At 57.6% G+C, this 19522-nt stretch carries 13 protein-coding genes; 6 read left to right on the top strand and 7 right to left on the bottom strand.

Going from position 1 to position 19522, the window contains the following annotated elements; translation table 11 throughout:
* Positions 1-115: 115 nt before the first annotated feature.
* The 3 genes from Poly51_RS04760 (at position 116) to rpmA (ending at position 5567) form a co-directional block, all read left to right on the top strand.
* Positions 116-2332, top strand: coding sequence for a DUF1549 and DUF1553 domain-containing protein (locus Poly51_RS04760; protein ID WP_146454702.1), 2217 nt, complete (start codon positions 116-118; stop codon positions 2330-2332).
* A gap of 10 nt (positions 2333-2342) precedes the next feature.
* The gene (locus Poly51_RS04765; protein ID WP_146454704.1) at positions 2343-5150 is read left to right on the top strand and encodes a c-type cytochrome domain-containing protein; all 2808 of its coding nucleotides are present in this window, start codon (positions 2343-2345) and stop codon (positions 5148-5150) included.
* 153 nt (positions 5151-5303) lie between these two features.
* Positions 5304-5567 (top strand): 50S ribosomal protein L27, encoded by a 264-nt coding sequence (rpmA, locus tag Poly51_RS04770; protein ID WP_146454706.1) that lies wholly within the window; start codon positions 5304-5306, stop codon positions 5565-5567.
* A 105-nt stretch (positions 5568-5672) separates the two neighbouring features.
* Here rpmA and Poly51_RS04775 read toward each other — a convergent pair whose 3' ends face one another.
* The 6 genes from Poly51_RS04775 to Poly51_RS04800 form a co-directional block, all read right to left on the bottom strand.
* On the bottom strand, positions 5673-6866 hold the full coding sequence (locus Poly51_RS04775; protein ID WP_146454708.1) for a hypothetical protein: 1194 nt from the start codon (positions 6864-6866) through the stop codon (positions 5673-5675).
* A 284-nt stretch (positions 6867-7150) separates the two neighbouring features.
* Positions 7151-7693 carry a putative molybdenum carrier protein gene (locus Poly51_RS04780; protein WP_246114261.1) on the bottom strand — a complete coding sequence of 181 codons (543 nt, stop codon included), beginning with the start codon at positions 7691-7693 and terminating at the stop codon, positions 7151-7153.
* 60 nt (positions 7694-7753) lie between these two features.
* The gene (locus Poly51_RS04785; protein WP_146454710.1) at positions 7754-8500 is read right to left on the bottom strand and encodes an RluA family pseudouridine synthase; all 747 of its coding nucleotides are present in this window, start codon (positions 8498-8500) and stop codon (positions 7754-7756) included.
* A 6-nt stretch (positions 8501-8506) separates the two neighbouring features.
* Positions 8507-10285, bottom strand: coding sequence for a SulP family inorganic anion transporter (locus Poly51_RS04790; RefSeq protein WP_146454712.1), 1779 nt, complete (start codon positions 10283-10285; stop codon positions 8507-8509).
* A gap of 145 nt (positions 10286-10430) precedes the next feature.
* Positions 10431-11702 carry a (Fe-S)-binding protein gene (locus Poly51_RS04795; protein ID WP_146454714.1) on the bottom strand — a complete coding sequence of 424 codons (1272 nt, stop codon included), beginning with the start codon at positions 11700-11702 and terminating at the stop codon, positions 10431-10433.
* Positions 11703-11778: 76 nt separating this feature from the next.
* The gene (locus Poly51_RS04800; RefSeq protein ID WP_146454716.1) at positions 11779-13275 is read right to left on the bottom strand and encodes a Do family serine endopeptidase; all 1497 of its coding nucleotides are present in this window, start codon (positions 13273-13275) and stop codon (positions 11779-11781) included.
* A gap of 277 nt (positions 13276-13552) precedes the next feature.
* Between Poly51_RS04800 and glgC the strand changes: the two genes are divergently transcribed.
* The 3 genes from glgC (at position 13553) to Poly51_RS04815 (ending at position 18128) form a co-directional block, all read left to right on the top strand.
* Entirely contained in the window at positions 13553-14806 is a 1254-nt protein-coding gene (gene glgC, locus Poly51_RS04805) for a glucose-1-phosphate adenylyltransferase (RefSeq protein ID WP_146454718.1), read from the top strand.
* 97 nt (positions 14807-14903) lie between these two features.
* Positions 14904-15833, top strand: coding sequence for a GGDEF domain-containing protein (locus Poly51_RS04810; RefSeq protein WP_146454720.1), 930 nt, complete (start codon positions 14904-14906; stop codon positions 15831-15833).
* A 156-nt stretch (positions 15834-15989) separates the two neighbouring features.
* Positions 15990-18128 (top strand): peptide MFS transporter, encoded by a 2139-nt coding sequence (locus tag Poly51_RS04815; RefSeq protein ID WP_146454722.1) that lies wholly within the window; start codon positions 15990-15992, stop codon positions 18126-18128.
* Positions 18129-18195: 67 nt separating this feature from the next.
* On the opposite strand, the gene Poly51_RS04820 is transcribed toward Poly51_RS04815, so the two are convergent.
* Positions 18196-19218 carry a TonB-dependent receptor gene (locus tag Poly51_RS04820; protein WP_146454724.1) on the bottom strand — a complete coding sequence of 341 codons (1023 nt, stop codon included), beginning with the start codon at positions 19216-19218 and terminating at the stop codon, positions 18196-18198.
* Positions 19219-19522 lie beyond the last annotated feature (304 nt).

A 19522-nucleotide genomic window follows, 5' to 3' on the forward strand; every position in this document is an offset into this window, starting at 1 on the left:
TGGACCCGCGACTCCGCTCGCGGGACGTGAACTGCAAAGCAGTTCACACCAAAAGTCATGACTATCAGAGCACGCCCTGCGAGCGGAGTCGCGGGCCACCGAGGGTTACCCGTTGATGCATCGTATCACCACCTGCGTTTTTTTCCTTGCCGCTTGCATCACTGCTTGTGCCGATGACGCACATCCCATCAGCTTTCGTAACGACGTGCAAAGCGTCTTGACGAAAAGCGGCTGCAATATGGGCGCGTGCCATGGGGCGCTCGCCGGCAAAGGTGGGTTCCGATTGTCTTTGAAGGGCTACGATTCCGACGCCGACTATATCGCCATCGCTCGCCAAGCCCGCGGCCGACGCATCGAGATGGCCGACCCAGGCCGTTCACTGATTTTGGCGAAACCGACGGGCGCACTGCCTCACAAAGGCGGCATCAAACTGCAAGCAGGATCGGCGGACTACGACGTGCTGGCCCAGTGGATCGCCAACGGCGCCGCGCCGCCGACCGACGCCGATGCAAAATTGGTACGGATCAGCGTTTCGCCGGAAAACGCCCTACTTTCACCCGGCGACACGTCATCGATCGCGGTCACCGGGCACTACGACGACGGCACCACCAAGGACGTGACGCATTGGTCGCAGTTCACCGCGACGGACGAAGCCGTTGCCAGCGTTGACGGTGACGGAACGGCGCTAGTAAGAGGCAGTGGCGAAGGGGCGGTCTTGGTGTGGTTCGGCAGCAAAATCGCGCTGGCTCGGATGACGGTTCCTTACCCGTTTGACGTCCCCGAATCCGTTTTCGCCGATGCGCCGCGAACCAACTTCATCGACGAACTGAACCTAGAGCAACTCAAGACGTTGCACCTGAGCCCGTCGCCGCGTTGCGACGACGACGAGTACCTGCGACGGGCGACCGTGGACACGATCGGACGACTGCCCAACGATGGCGAACGCGAAGCCTATTTCGCCGACACTGCCGACCAACGTCGGGCGAGGTTGACCGATCGATTGCTGGCCAGCGAAGACTATGTCGACTACTGGACCTACAAGTGGTCCGATGTGTTGGTCATCAACGGAACACGGCTTCGCCCGATCGCCGTGAAGTCGTACTACCAGTGGCTGCATCACGCCGTCGAACAGAACCAACCGTGGGACGAGATCGTTCGGGAAATCCTGACTGCGAAAGGGAAAAGCGACGAGCACGGGGCAACCAACTTCTATGCGCTCAATCAATCGCCCGAAGACATGACCGAAAATGCGTGCCAGGCGTTCCTTGGGTTGTCGATCGGATGCGCGAAATGCCACAACCACCCACTCGAAAAATGGACCAACGACCAGTACTACGCAATGGCCAACTTGTTCGCACGGGTTCGGGCGAAGGGCTGGGGCGGCGATGGACGCAACGGCGACGGGCTGCGAACGGTCTACGTTTCGGCCAGCGGTGATTTGATTCAACCCAAGACCGGCAAGCCTCAACCGCCGGCGCCGTTGGATGCCGAACCGCTTGCTTTCGACGACCCGAGCGATCGTCGGGATGCGTTGGCGGACTGGCTAACCGATGCGGACAATCCGTACTTCGCCCGCGCGATCACGAACCGCGTTTGGGCGAACTTCTTCGGGCGTGGCTTGGTCGAACAGGTCGACGATCTGAGGGCCAGCAACCCGGCATCCAACGAACCCTTGCTGGCCGCAGCAGCCCAGCATGTGATTGACGCCAAGTTCGATTTGAAGCAATTGATGCGAGCGATCCTGGCGAGCGAAACGTACCAACGCAGCAGTCTGCCGCTTCCCGAGAACGCCGACGAGCAGAAGTACCTCAGCCGCTACTACCCACGCCGAATGATGGCCGAAGTTCTGCTCGATTCGATCGACCAGACCCTCGGGACGGTGACGTCGTTCACGCGATTGGCTTTCCCGGGTGCCGATTTCCAGGACACCGACTTCTACGAGAAGGGAACGCGCGCAATCGAACTCTACGACTCATCGGTCGATTCGTACTTCTTGCAAACGTTCGGACGTAACCCGCGCGAGATCACGTGCGAGTGCGAACGCAGCAGCGAACCCAGCATGGTTCAGGTACTGCACCTGTCCAACGGAAACACGTTGAACGGAAAACTCGAAGACAAAGAGAATTTCATCGGCAAACAGATCGAAGCGGGCGCCGATGACGCTGCCATCATCGAATCCTTGTTCCAGCGAGCGCTGGTTCGATCGCCCACCGCGGATGAAATGAAGTCGCTTTTGGATGTCGCACGCGAATATGGCGACGACCGAGCGACGGCGCTGCAAGACGTCGCCTGGAGCATTCTGACCAGCACCGAATTCGCATTCAATCATTGAGTATTCCCCTATGTCACCGATCACGCGTACGCTCCTGATCCTCCTGTTCGCAATCGTCACGCGGGACGCCACGTGGGCCGTCGCCCCGGTCGATTACGCCCGCGATGTATTCCCCATTTTTCAAACCTATTGCATCGGGTGCCATGCCGAAGGTGACGAAGAAGGCGGGTTCGTGATGGAATCCCATGCCGGGTTGATGGCCGGTGGGGAAAACGGCGCGGCGATCACGGCGGGCGAACCGAACAGCAGCCGCTTGTTCTTGATGGCGACTGGCAAGTTGGAACCAGTGATGCCGCCGGATGGTGAAGAACGACCCAGCGAAGAAGAACTGGCAACGATCGCGGCGTGGATTGAACAGGGGGCGATTGAACAGGGTGCGATCGGGCCCGACGGTGACGTGCCCATCAAGCGTGAACTGCGGACTCCCAAGATCGCGACGAACGAAAACGTTCGGCTTCCGGTCACGGCCATTGCCACGTCGACCGATGGATCGCTTCGCGCGGTCGCAAGATTTGCGAAGATCGAAGTGATCGACAACCACGACAAAGTCATTCAAACCATTTCGGGCGCGTTCGGCAAAGTCAACTCGCTCCACTTTTCAAACGACGCGGCTCGGTTGCTTGTAGCGTCCGGTACGACAGGTGCGTACGGGGAAGCGTTCCTGTTTGACGTCGCCACCGGCACGGTGATTTCTCAGTTGGTCGGGCACCGCGACGTTCTCTATTCGGCCGAGTTTTCGCCGGATGAATCGATCATCGCAACCGCAGGATACGACCGGACCATCATTTTGTGGGATTCCGAATCGGGTGAAGCGATTCGTAAGTTGACCGGGCACAATGGGGCGATCTTCGACCTGGCGTTTTCGCCCGACGGTAAGGTGCTGGTCAGTGGCTGCGCAGACGACACGGCCAAGGTTTGGAACGTCGCGACGGGCGAGCGTTTGGATACGCTCAGCCAACCCGAAGGCGAAGTCTTTGACGTTGCCGTCACGGCCGATGGCAAGTTCGTTCTCGCCGCCAGCGCCGACAATCGGCTGAGAGTTTGGCGCCTGAGGTCGATCGACAAGCCGCGGATCAACCCGATCGTGGCGACACGCTTCGTCGACGAAGCGCCGCTGGTCAGGATGGCGATTCTGCCGGACGGGAAATCCGTTTTGGTGATGAGCGAGGCGGGCAACATCAAAGTCATTCGCACGTCGGATTGGACACAAGTGGCATCGTTGGAACCGGTCGGTGCGGGCGTCAGCGATTTGTCGATCACCGGCGACGGCACGATGGCTTGGGTCACAACGATGAACGGTGATGTTGTTCGAAGGGCGTTGCCGAAAGTCGCCGACCAACGATCTGAATCCTCGGAAACCATCAAGCCGGTCTACCTGGACTTGGGCGAGTTGACGAAATTGAGCGAGGCTGGCGAAGCGGACGGATTGCGAACTGTGACCGACGTGCCGCGAGGTGCGGTCGCGTCGGGAAAGATCGAATCGGCCGACGATACGGACTACTTTCGTTTCACTGCCCGCGGCGGCGAAGTCTGGGCGATCGAGACGGATGCGAAAAAGGTCGGCGATAACGAATCGCGGATCGATCCCATCGTTGCGATCCTGGATGACGGGGGTGCGCCAGTTCTAAGGACGCGACTGCAAGCGGTTCGTGATTCGTACTTTACCTTTCGCGGCAAAGACAGTTCGCAAACGGGCGACTTCCGTGTCTTCAATTGGGAAGAGATGAAGTTGAACGAGTTTCTCTATTCGGGCGGCGAAGTCACTCGGTTGGCGGTCTATCCTCGTGGGCCGGATTCTGGATTCAATGTTTACCCGAACGAGGGTTCTCGGTGGACGTACTTCGGGACGTCGCACACGACGCACGCATTGGGGGAACCGGCCTTTGTCGTCCGCCCGTTGGGCAAAGGAGAATCGCCAACGGCTAACGGGTTACCCGTGTTCGACATCTACTATGAAAACGACGATGACCCAATGCGATTGGCAGGATCGTCCAGTCGAATTCTGTTCACCGCGCCGGCCGACGGGATGTACACGATCCGTGTCGGTGATACTCGAGGTGAAGGCGGAAACGACTACACCTACGAAATGACGCTTCGTGCGGCCACGCCGTCGTTCGATCCCAAGATCGACATGATCGATAAGCCGTTGAAGCGCGGCGCAGGCCGTGAAGCAACCCTGCGAATCGATCGCCTGGACGGGTTCGATGGCCCGGTCACGTTTGACGTTTTGGGAATGCCGGATGAAGCAGTCTCGAACTTTCCAGTCACGATCGAGTCGGGCCAGCGTTTTGCCCACGCCGTCGTCTGGATCGCCGAAAACACGAAAGGCTGGGACGGCGAAGTTTCGCCGCAAGTCGTCGCCCGGGGAAGGGTTGCCGGTCGCGTGATCGAACGGCAAGTCGGAACACTCGGCAAGTTGACAGTCACCGATCGCCCCAACGTCATCCCCACGATCGTGCCGATCGGCGAACCCACGATCGTGCCGATCGGCGAACCGAGTTCGGGTCACTCGTCGAATTGGACATTGTCGGTCCGGCGGGGCGAAACCGTTGCGGCGAAAGTGGTTCTGGACCGTAGAGCCGACTTCAAGAACGAGGTCAGCTTTGGCAAGGAAGAATCGGGTCGCAACGCGGCTCACGGCGTTTACGTTGACAACATCGGCCTGAACGGGCTGTTGGCATTGGAAGGGATGACGGAGCGGGACTTTTTCATCACCGCCGATCCGGTCGCCAAGCTGGGAAAGCGGACATTTTTCCTCAAAGCCAACGTGGATGGTGGATTGACCACCCACCCGATCAACATCGACGTGCTGCCTTAGGGGGAGCCAACGAACTGAGCCCAAAATGATTGGGCCCGAAATGATTGGGCCCGAGGCGTTGGCGGTCCCCCTTGAGAATTTTGGGGACGTTCGTTATCCTTGCCGCTCTCACCCAACAAATTCAACGTTTTTTACGATACAGGACGCCTCGAAATGGCACACAAAAAGGGACAGGGCTCCAGCCGTAACGGTCGCGATTCGAACGGTCAGCGCCGCGGAGTCAAGAAGTTCGGTGGTGAAGCTGTCATCGCAGGCAACATCCTGATCCGCCAGGTCGGTACCAAATGGCACCCCGGTCGAGGCGTCGGGCAAGGTAACGACTACACGCTTTACGCGTTGATCGATGGCAAAGTGATGTTCGACCGAAAAGGTCGCCGTATCAACGTGGTCGCCAACGAAGCTGTCGCAACCGCTTAGTCTGCGATCGCCCGATCTGATTCAAATAAAACGCCTCGTCATTGAACGAGGCGTTTTTTTGTTTGCCCGTGTCGCTGGATGCACAGTCTTTCGAAAGGCCGTCGATCAGCGAACCAAATTCGTCGCACCTTGGATCACCGGCCGCGTTGCGATCGCCGGGACGGCGTCATCCAATTCGGCTCGTGCCAGCAATTTCGCCCCCGCGTCGCTCGGCTGGTCATCCGTTGGCGGCATCCACTTAGCGACGGTTTCGATCGCGGCCTTGGCAACGGTCCCCGTCGACTTGAACATCGACGCCAACACTCGCCCGATCGCGGCGGGGCTTTCCAAGCTCGCGACTTCGAATGAACGAACGGCGGATTGGAAGTTGCCGGCGACTTGGTCGATCAAGCAATCCGGAGATGATTGGATCGACGATGCGGTCGAAGCAAAGCAGGAGTCCATCAACTCGTCCGCGAACGCTTGCTCTAACATCGAATCGACGGTCAAGGCTTTGTCGTTGCGTAGACAAAACGAACGTGACGTCGCTGCCGAAAACATGCTCCATCGCTTCAGGTCTCGTTTGGACCAGTCGTAGGCGAAGTAGTCTTCTTCGATCGTTGCGACGAAAACGGATCCGCCGATCAGCGGATCGATCGGCTGGATTTCGATCGCGGGTGACTTAGGAATGAGCGGAAAAGAAGTGTCTGACCCCTTTTGTGCGAAGCACCCGAAGGGCCGGTTCCCGGCAAAAGGGGTCGGACACTTTTTTCTCGCAAGGCCTTTAGCGGCCACTGCATCGGCCAGTGATTGCGATTGAGCGTCCGACACGAAATCACTGAACCAAGCCTGCAGCTTCTCGACACTCGCGAGCGACCCTTCGACGTAAGGGCCGACCATGGCAAACGGTTCCACGAACTGTTGAACCTGAATGCCGGTTGCCGCTACGGCGGTCGTCGCCAGTGCCGCAACGGTCAATCCGCTGGTTTCTGTCACGGGATCCGCTTGGCGAGGGACGGGGCACGAGTCATGCGTCGCGAAGTCTCCCGCCGGTGCCTCAACCCAACCACACAGCTCTTCGGTCCCACTCAGCTCGACGGGACAGCAAACACTCGGCTGCCCGATCGACGCCGCTTCGTCGTCATCCAGAGAATGGTTCGATCGATCGGTATGCATCATGCCAGGGACAGGGACTTTGTATCCCGAGTCGCTGAATTGGTCAGCGCGGGCAACATCGCCTGCAGTGGCGGCGACGGTCGAACCGGCGACGAGAGCAGCAAGTGCGATGCGTCGAATTCGTTGACAGATGCGATGGATCATGATCGGACGTTCCTGAATATTTGAACGCGGGCGAGGCAGCCGCGGTGAGGGACCGACCGCAGGACCGGGGGGCGTCCGGCGGCATCGGTGCTTGGTTAATTTGGCGGGGGACAACACAAGCGAGCAACCTATCGTCCGGTAACGCGTCGCACTGCGGTGACAGAAGTGCTATCGGCGACTTTGACGCCCAGGCTGGCCTTTACGAGCCGGAAAGATGCATCGAATATCGATGACCGGTTCGGTTGTGCCGAATGATCGACCATTGCGTGAACGGCAAAGTTGCTTCATTCGCGAAGCAGTTCGCGCAACACCGCGAGCGCGCGATCATAGATCCCCGGCGCCGACTGGCTTCGCGAACCGGCGATGTTCAACGTCTTGGGGCGAACCCTTTTCAGCCACCTTTTGGCCTCGTCCAATTCATCGGTATCGATGCGAACGACGAAGTACGGACGACGGTAACGTTTGCAAACCTCACGCGTCAGCAGCGTACCACCCTTCAAGACGCGTTCGTGAAGTATCAGCGTCGCATCGCTATCGATCACGTTCTGGGCTGTCCTTGGCGGATACTTGCGTGACGTATGTTCGGTCAGTTGATAGCGAGTCGGAATGCTACCGTCTTCTGCCAACCGGCCTTTCGGACACCACCCGCCATGCTCGATCCCGCTTTCGATGGCAAAATCGAGACCCGCGCGGTCCACGCCCGTTTGACCACCCGACACGATCCGCGTCGGACGATAGGGCGAGTCATCGATCGGACCGTCACTCGGTTCGACATCTTCGTCAAACAAGCCACTTTCGTATTGGTCGTTTTCGTTAGGATCGGGCACAGAACGTCGATTCGATTGCAACGCAGCGGATTCGATCGGGTCACAGATTTGCGACCCGACTTAAATCTCAAAGCTACGTTTTACCCGATTCCAAAGCGTCTCGGGTTTTCCGAGTATCGAGGCCCACGTGTCCCAAGAATCTGGAACGGGAGAAACAAATTCCATCGTCGTCTTCAGCGTCGGATGATCGACCTGCAATCGCCAACTGTGCAGTGCGATGCCGGGTGCAAATCCTCGACGCCCACCGTATTTGACGTCGCCGAGGACGGGGAATCCACGATCAGCAAACTGGACGCGGATCTGGTGCTTGCGGCCGCTGATCAGTTGGATCGCCAGCACGGTCGCTGATTCGGTTCGGCCTAGGACCAAGTATCGCAGCGCCGCTTCTTGTGTGTTTTTTCCGTCCGGAACCACGCGCATCCGCTTGGCCGGTTCGTCTTTGCGAACATGGTCGACCAAGAAGCCCTCGTCGCCTTCGATTTCATTGTCGACACCAAAACCGCCTTCGACGATCGCCAAGTAGATTTTGCCGGCGCCGCCGCCAGATTTGTCAGCGAACTGTGGCGTCAATCGCGAGGCCGACTTGCTGGTCCGCGCCAACACCAACGTGCCTGTCGTCATCGAGTCCAAACGGCTGACGACGCCGATGAAGACTTTGCCGGGTTTTTGATGCTTGATGCGAACATAGTCGCACGCCATTTCATGCACCGTCGGCATTCCCGGTTCGGCACCCATCGTGGCGATGCCAGCCGGTTTATTGACGACCAACAGGTGGTTGTCCTCGAAAAGGACGGAAAGGTTACTCATGGCGGTCTATGCCAATCGGTCGCTGGCGATGTGATATTGCGGATCTTCGGAAACGTTGACTTCGACCAAATCGCCGGCATTGTCCAACAGTCCGCGACACTCTTCGCTCAAGTGTGTCAGGTGCAGTCGCTTGCCAGCGGTTTGGTACTTTTCAGCCAACCCGTTGATGGCTTCCAAGCCGGACTGATCGTAGACGCGTGTGTAATAGAAGTCGATGACCACGTCGTCCGGATCGTTGGCAACGTCGAACATATCTTTGAACGATTGGACCGACGCAAAGAATAGCGGCCCGTGCAATTGATAGATCTTGCTGCCGAATTCATTCATCTTCACGTCCGCACCCATGTGCGTCGCGTGCTGCCATGCGAACACGAGGGCCGACACGATCACACCCAGGATCACGGCCGAAGCCAGATCGTGCATGAACACTGTGTATCCGGCGACCAATACCATCACCAACATGTCCGAGGTCGGCATCCGGCGGAACATCTTTAGCGACGCCCACTCGAACGTACCGATCACGACCATGAACATCACACCGACCAGGGCCGCCATTGGAATCTGTTCGATCCAGGGTGCCAAAAACAAAACGAACAACAGCAAGCAAACGGATGCTGTCACGCCCGACAATCGACCGCGTCCGCCCGAATTGACGTTGATCAACGATTGCCCGATCATCGCGCATCCGCCCATCCCGCCAAACAATCCGCACGTCACATTCGCGACGCCCTGGCCGATACATTCGCGGTTACCTTTACCGCGTGTTTCGGTGATTTCATCGATTAGCGTCAGCGTCATCAGCGACTCGATCAAGCCGACGCCGCAAAGAACAATGGCGAACGGCAGAATGATTTTCAGCGTCGTCCAATTCAGCGGCACCATCTCGTAATCCAGGAAGAACAAACGGGGCAGCCCGCCGCTGATCCCCGATCCACCGTCGTCGGTCGATGCGATCGCGGCTGCAACTTTGTTCGCGGCTGCCTTCACGTCGTTCGTTTCGTCAACCAAGCTCGGTTTTTGAGCGCTGACCAACGTCGCATCGGTACCTTGCGACAAGTCGATTTCGAGTGCCGCATCACCTTGTAGCATTGCCAAGTCAGCTCTCGCATCGGCGACGGCTTTGGCTTTCGTGTTGGTACGAAGCATGTCGCCGACGGTTGCCAGTGCATTGGGTTGCCCCGGTTCGACGCCACGATTGATTGCGATCGAGATCAACGTGATCGTCAAGATTGCAGCCAACGACGGCGGAACTGCTCGCGTCAATTTTGGTAGCCAGGCAATGATCGCCATTGTCAATGCGACCAGCCCTAACATCATTCCCAGTCGACTGCCCGTCAGATACACCAAGTTGCCGTCATCAGACAACGTTTTGAAACTGCCCAACTGGGCAAGCCCGATGACGATTGCCAATCCGTTGACGAAGCCCAGCATGACCGAGTGCGGCACCATGCGAATCAGCTTTCCTAGTCGCCCCATGCCGATCGCGATCTGGAAAATGCCACAAAGAATTACCGTTGGAAACAGGTACTCGACGCCGTGGGTCGCAACCAACGCGACGACGACAACAGCCATGGCGCCGGTGGCTCCCGAAATCATTCCTGGCCGCCCACCGACAACGGCGGTGATCAAGCCCAAAAAGAATGCCGAATACAATCCGATCAGCGGCGAGACACCCGCCACAAAGGCAAATGCGATGGCTTCGGGAACAAGCGCGAGGGCAACCGTGATACCGGACAGAACGTCGTTCTTGATCGAGCCAGATTGTTGACGAAAAAAATTGAGCATCGGGTCGCAGGGCAAGGAGGGAGTTCATCTATGGCGAAAAAGAACTCTAACACACCCACTAAAAAACGATAGTTCTTCAGACATTGCGAGTGCTTTCGCCCCATTAAAGCAGCCGGGCACCCCGATCGGCCCCCACAATCGGCGATCAACGATACGCGTCGCGAAGCACCTGCATCGTGTGCTTGACCTCGATTTTCGATCCGGTCTGTTTCAAGTGAATGGCCAACTGCGTCATGCATCCGATATTGCCGGTTGCAACGACATCTGCATCCGTCGCGATCACGTTGGCGGCCTTCTGCTGTCCAAGCGACGCGGCGATTTCGGGCTGGTCCATGTTGTAGGTCCCCGCCGAACCACAGCACAAATGCGAATCGGTAATTTCAAGAAGCTCCAGTCCAGGAACCATTCGCAACAGCGATCGGGGTTGCGACCGCACCCCTTGAGCATTCGACAAGTGGCACGCGTCGTGATAGGCGACTCGCAAAGGCAGACGCGTGTCGGGACGTTCCGCCAAGTCACCCAACGATACTAAGAACGCCGAAACATCGACGACGCGATGACGAAACGCATCGGCGCGAGACTGGTCGGCCGTGCCTTTTAGGATCAGGTGGTATTCATGCATCCCGCTGCCACAACCGGCCGCGTTGGTCACGATCGCATCGACGTCATCGGGAAACGCATTCAGATTTTGACGTGCAAAGTGTTGCGCCGCCGGAAGGTTCCCGACGTGCCAGCTTAGCGCGCCACAGCACGTTTGATTCCGCGGCACGATCACTTCGACACCGTTCCGCGTCAGCACGTCGATGGTGGCCGTGTTGATATCAGGATCCAAAACACTTTGCGCGCACCCCGTCAGCAGCGCGACCCGAGCCCGCCGCGTGCCGATCGCCGGATTGACCTCGGCCCACGTTTGCTTGGGCGGCAATCGGTCGGGCAACAGTTCCAGCATCACGCGTAGAAATTCGGGCATCAGCGACTTGGGCAACATCGACGCAAACGGCTTCACCAGCCGCCCCGACATTGCGGCCAAACGAAACCGAGTCGGGTAGGGCAGCGTCATCTGGGCAATCGTTCGGCGCATTCGATCGGCGATCGTTCGCGTTCGCTTCGGTTCCATGATCGCGCGAAAGGGACTGATCAGATCGCGATAGGGAACGCCCGATGGACACGCCGGTTCGCACGCCAAGCATCCCAAGCACGGATCCAAGTGTGGCGTCGCCTGGTCGATCGTCAAAGTGCCCTCGAGCACTTCTTTCATCAACACGATTCGGCCGCGCGGCGAATCGGCTTCTTGACCGAGTTCTTGATAGGTCGGACAAGCCGCCAAGCAGAAACCACAATGAACGCACGTGCTGACCGCGGCGACCATGTCCGGCCCCAACGCTCCGTGATCATCAGGTCGGATGTTGTGGAGCATCGGGTGTTACTTTCGGGCTTTGGTTACAGGTGCGGATCCGCGAGCGGCGTCGCGGACCGGACACAGCTTAACGCGTTTACTCGCCGAATCCGATCGGCAACATCACACGCTGGTTGCCTCGGCGAACGATCAGCCTCAGGATTTGGCGAGACTTTTCGGCTTGTGCAAAAATCTTTGCCAATTGAGGCACCGACATCAGGTCGGTACCGTCGGCTGATTCGATCACGTCGCCGGCTTGCAGTCGCGCGTCCGATGCGATGCCTTCGTCACGCACGCTGCTGACGATCAAGCCGCTTTGCAGACCCGTGTAACCATATTGCTGGGCCGTTTCCGGCGTGACCGGCACAAGCTCGGCACCGAACTGCTCATCGAAGCCGGTGAACATTGCCATCGCTTCTTCGGTGCGTTCACCCAGCTTGACCTGCAAGTTCAACATTTGCCCGTTGCGATTGACTTCCATTTTCACGGTCGACCCCGGCGCCCGGCTAGCCACATAGTTCTTCAACTGGGTACCGCCCACGATCTCGCGACCGTCCAATTTTGTGACCACGTCGCCTGGTTGCAAACCGGCTTTCGCGGCCGGCTGGTTCTCCAGCACGCCGCCGATCAAGCCGCCGATGCGAACTTTCAAATCAAAGCTATTCACGCTCTCGGGTGTCACGTCGACGACTTGGGCGCCCAAGAAGCCGCGGTGGACCTCGCCGGTTTCAATGATCTGGTTCAAGACCGGCGCCGCCAACGAAACGGGGATGGCGAAACCGATGCCGGCGCTGCCGCCCGATCGCGACAGAATCGCGGTATTGATACCGACCAACTCGCCTCGCAAGTTCACAAGCGGACCGCCCGAGTTGCCTGGGTTGATCGCCGCATCGGTTTGCAAAAAGTCTTCGAATCCTTCGCCGTCGGCAATGATCCGTTGGACGCGGTTCTTGCCGCTGATGATCCCAGCGGTAACCGTTTGGTCCAACCCGAAGGGGCTGCCGATCGCCAGCACCCAATCGCCGACGCGGATGTCATCACTGCTGCCCATCATCGCCGCACGCAGGCCCGTCAAGTTCACCTTCACGACGGCCAAGTCCGATTGGGGATCCGTTCCGACGATGGTTCCCGTTTCGATGCGGCCGTCGGAAAACTCGACCGTCAATTCGTCCGCATCTTCGATGACGTGGTTGTTGGTCAAGATGTAGCCATCGGCGCGAACGATCACGCCGCTGCCCATGCCGCTGGACTCGCGTTCTTGCAATTGGCCACCACCGCCGCCAAAGAAGTCCTCGAACCCGGGTGGCAATCCTTGGGGACTGCGGCGGCTGCGCGTACGGACGATTTGTTTTTGCTTTGTTTTGATGCTGACGACACTCGGACGCATCAATTCGGCCACGTTACGAAACGCCGTCGAAAGGTTGTCAGCCGTCGTCAGGTTTTGGCGTTGAACGGCTCGAGCTTCCGGCGGCGCATCTTGCCCAATCGCTTCATTTTGCAAACTCTGGGGCAGCGACATGACGACGCCCGTGGTCAAGGACCCGACCAACATGGCGGCCAACGCAAACGAAACACTCTTCCAATAGTTGGGCATCAAGAAGTTCTCCTCAGGAGGTAGTTTTAAAGTCAGTCGCGTGGATGGGGCATTCATAGACCCACAACCGTATGGCCGAACGCCCGACGCATCCACCTATTCATTTATTTTCATTCCAACTTGGTCCGTCAAGCAAACGTCAACCATTTCTTTTTTCTCGCGTCGCACGAATCGCTTGCCGTCTGCTACTCTTAATGACTGCAATGCCATCCAGGGACTGCTCTCCTCTTTGGCACGAAGACTCGAAGCGAAACCATTGGATGGAGTTCGATCTAAAATGCGCGACACTTTGACAGTGATTCTGGCTGGCGGTCGTGGTTCAAGGCTAGAACCGCTGACCCGCGATCGGGCCAAGCCAGCCGTTCCATTCGGTGGCCTGTACCGGATCATCGATTTCGTGCTCAGCAACTGTCTTAACAGTGGCATGCGCAAAATTTTGCTTTTGACGCAGTACAAGGCACAATCGCTCGATCGTCACATCCATTTGGCGTGGCGATCCTATTTTTGCCGGGAACTGGGCGAATTCATCGACGTCGTTCCGCCACAGCAACGGTTTGCCGATAACTGGTACGTCGGAACCGCCGACGCGGTTTACCAAAACATTTACGCGATCGAACGGGAACAACCACGCGACGTGGTGATCCTGGGCGGCGACCACATCTACAAGATGAACTACGGGCCGATGTTGGAATTCCATCGCCGGATGGGAGCCGACATCACCATCGGTGCCCTACGTGTGGACCGTAACGAAGCGAAAGAGTTCGGCGTGATCCAGGCCGACCTTGACCACCGCGTGATCGGGTTCCAAGAAAAACCGACCGACCCCATTCCCACGCCCGATGACCCCGAAGTCTATATGGCTTCGATGGGGATCTATATTTTCAACGCCCGCTTCCTGTACGAACAGCTTTGCAACGACGCGACCAACGAAGCCAGCGACCACGACTTTGGCAAGAACATCATTCCCGGCGCGATCGAGAACTTCAGCGTCTATGCGTTCCCGTTCTTGGACGAAAACCGAAAACGCGACGCCTACTGGCGTGACGTTGGCACGATCGATGCCTACTTCGAAGCCACGATGGATCTGATCGGTGTCGATCCGCAACTGAACCTGTACGACGAGCATTGGCCGATCCGTGCGTTTCAGCCGATGTTGCCACCGCCCAAATTTGTGTTCGGCAGCGAAGGCGGACCTGCGACGCGACGCGGCGAAGCACTCGATTCACTCGTATGCCAAGGTGCGATCATTTCCGGCGGCAGTGTCGCTCGAAGCGTGATCGGACCGAACGTGCGAATCAACAGCTACTCGCTTGTCGAAGACTGCATCTTGTTCGATGAAGTCGTCGTCGGGCGCCGTTGTCGATTGAAGCGTGTGATCGTGGACAAGGGAGTCTGTATCCCCGCGGAAACCGAAATCGGATATGATCCCGAAGCCGACCGGGCTCGAGGTTTCACGGTTACCGAGAGCGGGCTGGTGGTGATCTCGCGAGGCGACGAATTGTCGTTCGCACCCGATCATGCCCACGCATAAGACTCGGCCGATTCCAGAAATGTAGCGTGGACTGCAGACACTTTTTTCAAAAATGACGCGGGCCGGAGCGCCGCGTTCCTACGATTTGAAGACGCCCATGCCGTTCGCCATCAATTCTCCTCTGCTCGTGGGCATCGCCCTGGGCATGATCGTCTTGGCCGTCGGCGCCGCGATCGGCTATCGCATCGGGCGGCGTCGGCAATCCGGTGACGGTCATCAGATGACCGCGGAAGAGCGACAAAAGATGCTGCAACTGCTGCAAGAACTGGGTGCCTGGACCCACGAGTACTCGGGCAATGTGTCGGAATACCAAGACCAACTTGGTCGGCTCAGCGCCGCGGTCGAAAAGGGCGGTGTCACGTCTCCGTCGGAAGTCCGAGTTTTCACCGTGCTTCAGCAGATCATGGAGAGCAACGAGCACCTCAAGTCGCGTTTGGATGAAGCCGAAGAGCGACTTGAAAAACAGACTCGCCAAATCGCGTGCTATTTGACCGAAGCGCGAACCGACGGTCTCACGGGGCTGTTCAATCGCCGCGCCCTCGATCAACGCCTCGACGAATTGATGACCGGCTATCGTGCCGGCGGCCGATCGTTTGTCATCGCGCTAATCGACATCGACAAGTTCAAGGCCATCAACGATGCGCACGGGCACCCCGGCGGCGATCAAGTGCTAAAACAATTGGCGTCGCTGATGAGGACCCAACTGGATGGCGCGATCATGGTCGCCCGATTTGGCGGCGAAGAGTTCGCGGCCATCTTGGACGGACCTTTGAAGGTGGCCGCCGATCGCATGAATGATTTGCGGAAAACGGTCGCTGGGTACGAAATGCTGGCGGGCTCCAAAACCATCGATGTGACGATCAGCGTCGGACTGAGCGAGCCGCGTGAAGACACCATCGTTGCCCCCGTGCTGCGCCGCGCCGACGAAGCGCTTTACACCGCCAAAAACATCGGCCGCAATCGAGTCTATTACCACGACGGCCGCGATTCGATCTTGGTCGGAGCACCCGAAGTGGCGAAGCAATAGAGCCGCATTCTCGACCGACGGCTGCCAAGGCAGGAACCGGCAACGCGCCGCGCCGCTATAAATACCAGCGATCAGCCGGCCGACGCCCTTTGAACTCAAAGACTCACTCTCACAAACCACTAGCGTCTCCAGAGCATCCGAACAAAGACTTCCGCCATGAGCAACACGACGAGCGCCAGCAATACAAGTTTGAACAACAGGATCGATGAACAAGCCTTGTTGTTCGGGCACCCAACCGGGCTTTACACGCTATTTTTCGCCGAGATGTGGGAACGGTTTTCGTACTATGGCATGCGAGCCCTTTTGATCTTTTACATGATCAAGGGATTCCTCGGCTACGGCGACCAGCAGGCTTACACCGTCTACGGTGCCTACACGGCGCTGGTCTACATGACTCCGTTCATCGGTGGAATGCTGGCCGACCGGATCCTTGGAAAACGGATTTGCGTGGTCATCGGAGGCCTGCTGATGGCGGCCGGCCACTTGCTGATGACGATCGAATCGGAATGGCCCTTCTTCTTTGCTCTCGCGTTATTGATTTGCGGCAATGGTTTCTTCAAGCCCAACATTTCGACCACGGTCGGATCGCTGTATCGCAACGGAGATCCGCGACGCGACGATGGTTTCAATATCTTCTATACGGGGATCAACCTGGGTGCATCGATCAGCCCGCTGTTGTGCGGATACGTCGGCGAAACCTACGGTTGGCACTACGGATTTGGCTTGGCCACGATCGGAATGCTGATCGGGTTGGCGGTGTTTGTGATGCCCAATCTGATCACGTCAGTCTTGATCTTCGCCGGTGCGTTGGCATCCGCGGCTGGCTTGTTGCTGTTCCGACCCGACAACGTCTGGGCAATTTCGATCAACATCTTTGTTGCGTTCTGTTTGATGACCGCCGCGGTGATCGCGTGCAAGGCGTTGTCGCGTGGCGGACTGCCCGCGTGGGCCGGCGGACGCCCCGAAGGCGTGACCGGACGAAACGATTGGAAGATCTATCTGGGCATTGCGATCGCTGTTCCCGTCTTTGCGATGTTGGTATCCGGATTCTCGCCGTTCACCCAACCCGTCGGCATCGCCGAAACCAAAGCGGAACAATTGAACAGCCGAGTCGAGCTGCTGAAAAAATTCGATGTCCAGCCGGACATCATCACCGAAGTGGAAAAGATCGGCATCGATGGTGAACCGAAGCTCCGCGGAAAGTCCTTTCAATTTCTGGATGCCGAATGGATCGATAGCATCAGCGCGAAGGGCGGCTTGGGCGCAATCGCGGGAGTGTTTTTGGCCGAAGTCAGCAAGCCAGCCGGTCTTGTTCTAACGCTTCTTGGCATCCTGGCGTTCGGTTACTTGATTCGCGAAACGGTTCGACTTGAAAAGATCGCTCGCCAGCGAATGACCGCGGCTTTGATTTTGATTTTCTTTCAGATGCTGTTCTTTGCCTTCTTCGAACAGGCCGGCAGCAGCGTTAACAACTTTACCGACCGCAATATCGACCGAGTCGACGAGGTCGATGTGGTGACGCCCGACATCGTCGGCCAAACAATTCGGTTGCAGCCGACCCAAGCCCAGTTGGGCTACACGCGTGGCGATGAAGTGTTCACGCTGTCGGATCTGGATGGACTTCGCAAATACGTTCAACCGACGCAAAAAACCGACTTTGAAATCAGTTGGAACGTGACTGAGGACAACATCGGAATGGGAATCGCAAGACGCATCGACGAGCTTCCCGCTTCGATATTCCAATCCTTCAATGCCGTTTTCATTTTGATCTTTGCATTGGTATTTAACTGGATTTGGTCAACGCTGCGGAATAGAAAACTTGACCCCAGCGCGCCGGTGAAATTTGCTCTCGGTCTGATTCAATTGGGGCTCGGTTTCGGCGCGTTCTATTTGGGCGCCCAATCGTGCAACGAACAGGGAATGGTAACCATCGCGTGGCTGACCCTCGGAATCTTGTTGCAAACCACGGGTGAACTATGCCTGTCGCCCGTCGGATTGTCGACGATGACGAAACTGAGTCCGAAGGTCCTGGTCAGCACGTTGATGGGAGCATGGTTTCTGGCCACGGCATTCAGCCAATACTTGGCCGCGATCATCTCGCAATTCACCAGTGTTGGCGGGCACGGCGGCGGTTCAGAAGGCGATTTTCCATCGCCGCTTGAAACGGTCAATGTGTACGGCGATGTGTTCAAGCAGATTGCTTTCACGGCAATCGCCAGCGGCGTTGTATGCCTGCTGCTAGCCCCATTGCTGACCAAGTGGATGCATACGGATTCTGTTGAACCGGCCGAGTAATGGTGCGGCCCGTATCGTTGCCCGGACTGCTCATTACCCCGGAATGCGTTGTGCCGGACGACTAGAACTAAAACTGCCAAGCCGCGCGGATTCCGACCGCGTCGGTCAGGTCAATTTCAATGTCTTGACGGTCGTATTCGATGCTGCGACCGAATGTGTAATGCGTTTCAACGGCGAAGCCGCGATTGCCGGCGCCGATGACTTCGTAGCCGCCCAGAATTTCAAAGCCGCGAACAGTCAATTCGTCCGACTCCCCGCTGTCGCGTTTGACAGCCCACGTGTTGCCGCCGATTCGGGCACCGACGAACGCCCATCCCTCGGCCTGTCCACCGTTCTTCCACATGCGGCGGGCGATGCGGGGACGCGGCATCGTAAAATCAAACTTCCACCAAGGCGTCGGCTGATAGACCACCCCGAACGCTGGCAGCAAACTGAAGTCGTTGCGATCGAAGTACACGACTCCCGCCGAAACGGTCCACTCTGGACACGGTTTCCAATTCAGGAGCGCCAGACCGAAAAGTCGAAATGCGTTATCCGAAGTTTGGAAGTCGCTGCGAATCGACGGGGAAACGATCAAGGTGGTCGAGAAAACTTCGGACCATTTTTTCTGATTCAATAGGGTCACGCCGGTGTCGTAGACGCTTCCGGGAACATCGATGTCCGACGGCAACCCGAGACTGGGATCGCTGAAGTCAGGTCCATCAAAATGGTCAACGCGAAAGTAGGGGCGCAAACCAATGATGTTGTCCATCGAAACCGGTCCGCCCGTCAAAACGTCAACCGGTATCCCGAAGCTAACGCGGGCTTCTTCAAACGTCTGGTTCATGCCGGCGGAATTCCCGCCAACGTCGGCCAAATATCCGCCAAGAACTTCGGCCCCTTGATAGAAGCCGCGGCGAAATTTCTCGACGGGGACTTCGATCGCTTCGGATGGCGAGTAGATGATCGGTGGATTCAGTTCGAGCACGTCGCCGGACTGAAAAAGCGGTGTTGCAGAAGCACCTGTTTGACCGAAAGCTCGCCCCGTTGCCATCACGAATGAGGTAACGCCAACAGCGATAGCAACCGCCCGAATGATTGATTGACTCATGTATCGCATGACAGCCCTGTCGTACCGTAAATCCGCTCCGCTTGCAGTCTTCGCTTCGTTCCTACTGCTATCAAATCTAGGACACGACAGGCAAGTCGAAACCATGCGAAGGCCGTGGCTGTGGTTGCGCGATGTACCCTGATGAGAGTTCTCAGTCAGATTGCTGATGCATCGATGGCACGGCTGTTAATTTTTTATTTTTTCACAATCCATCTGTACACTACGCTAAGATGGGCTTCCTTAGGGAAGAACGGGGGTGACGATCCCGACACATGAGAGGGAAAAGCGAAAAAACTTCTGTTCG

The organism is Rubripirellula tenax (assembly GCF_007860125.1).
Taxonomy (GTDB): Bacteria; Planctomycetota; Planctomycetia; order Pirellulales; family Pirellulaceae; genus Rubripirellula; species Rubripirellula tenax.

Excerpts from the sequence above, each read along its gene's own strand:
- Poly51_RS04810 (WP_146454720.1), top strand. The coding sequence starts at position 14,904 with ATGCCGTTCGCCATCAATTCTCCTCTGCTCGTGGGCATCGCCCTGGGC.
- Poly51_RS04765 (WP_146454704.1), top strand. The coding sequence starts at position 2,343 with ATGTCACCGATCACGCGTACGCTCCTGATCCTCCTGTTCGCAATCGTC.
- rpmA (WP_146454706.1), top strand. The coding sequence starts at position 5,304 with ATGGCACACAAAAAGGGACAGGGCTCCAGCCGTAACGGTCGCGATTCG.
- Poly51_RS04775 (WP_146454708.1), bottom strand. The coding sequence starts at position 6,866 with ATGATCCATCGCATCTGTCAACGAATTCGACGCATCGCACTTGCTGCT.
- Poly51_RS04815 (WP_146454722.1), top strand. The coding sequence starts at position 15,990 with ATGAGCAACACGACGAGCGCCAGCAATACAAGTTTGAACAACAGGATC.
- Poly51_RS04790 (WP_146454712.1), bottom strand. The coding sequence starts at position 10,285 with ATGCTCAATTTTTTTCGTCAACAATCTGGCTCGATCAAGAACGACGTT.
- Poly51_RS04760 (WP_146454702.1), top strand. The coding sequence starts at position 116 with ATGCATCGTATCACCACCTGCGTTTTTTTCCTTGCCGCTTGCATCACT.
- Poly51_RS04800 (WP_146454716.1), bottom strand. The coding sequence starts at position 13,275 with ATGCCCAACTATTGGAAGAGTGTTTCGTTTGCGTTGGCCGCCATGTTG.
- Poly51_RS04785 (WP_146454710.1), bottom strand. The coding sequence starts at position 8,500 with ATGAGTAACCTTTCCGTCCTTTTCGAGGACAACCACCTGTTGGTCGTC.
- Poly51_RS04795 (WP_146454714.1), bottom strand. The coding sequence starts at position 11,702 with ATGCTCCACAACATCCGACCTGATGATCACGGAGCGTTGGGGCCGGAC.
- glgC (WP_146454718.1), top strand. The coding sequence starts at position 13,553 with ATGCGCGACACTTTGACAGTGATTCTGGCTGGCGGTCGTGGTTCAAGG.
- Poly51_RS04820 (WP_146454724.1), bottom strand. The coding sequence starts at position 19,218 with ATGAGTCAATCAATCATTCGGGCGGTTGCTATCGCTGTTGGCGTTACC.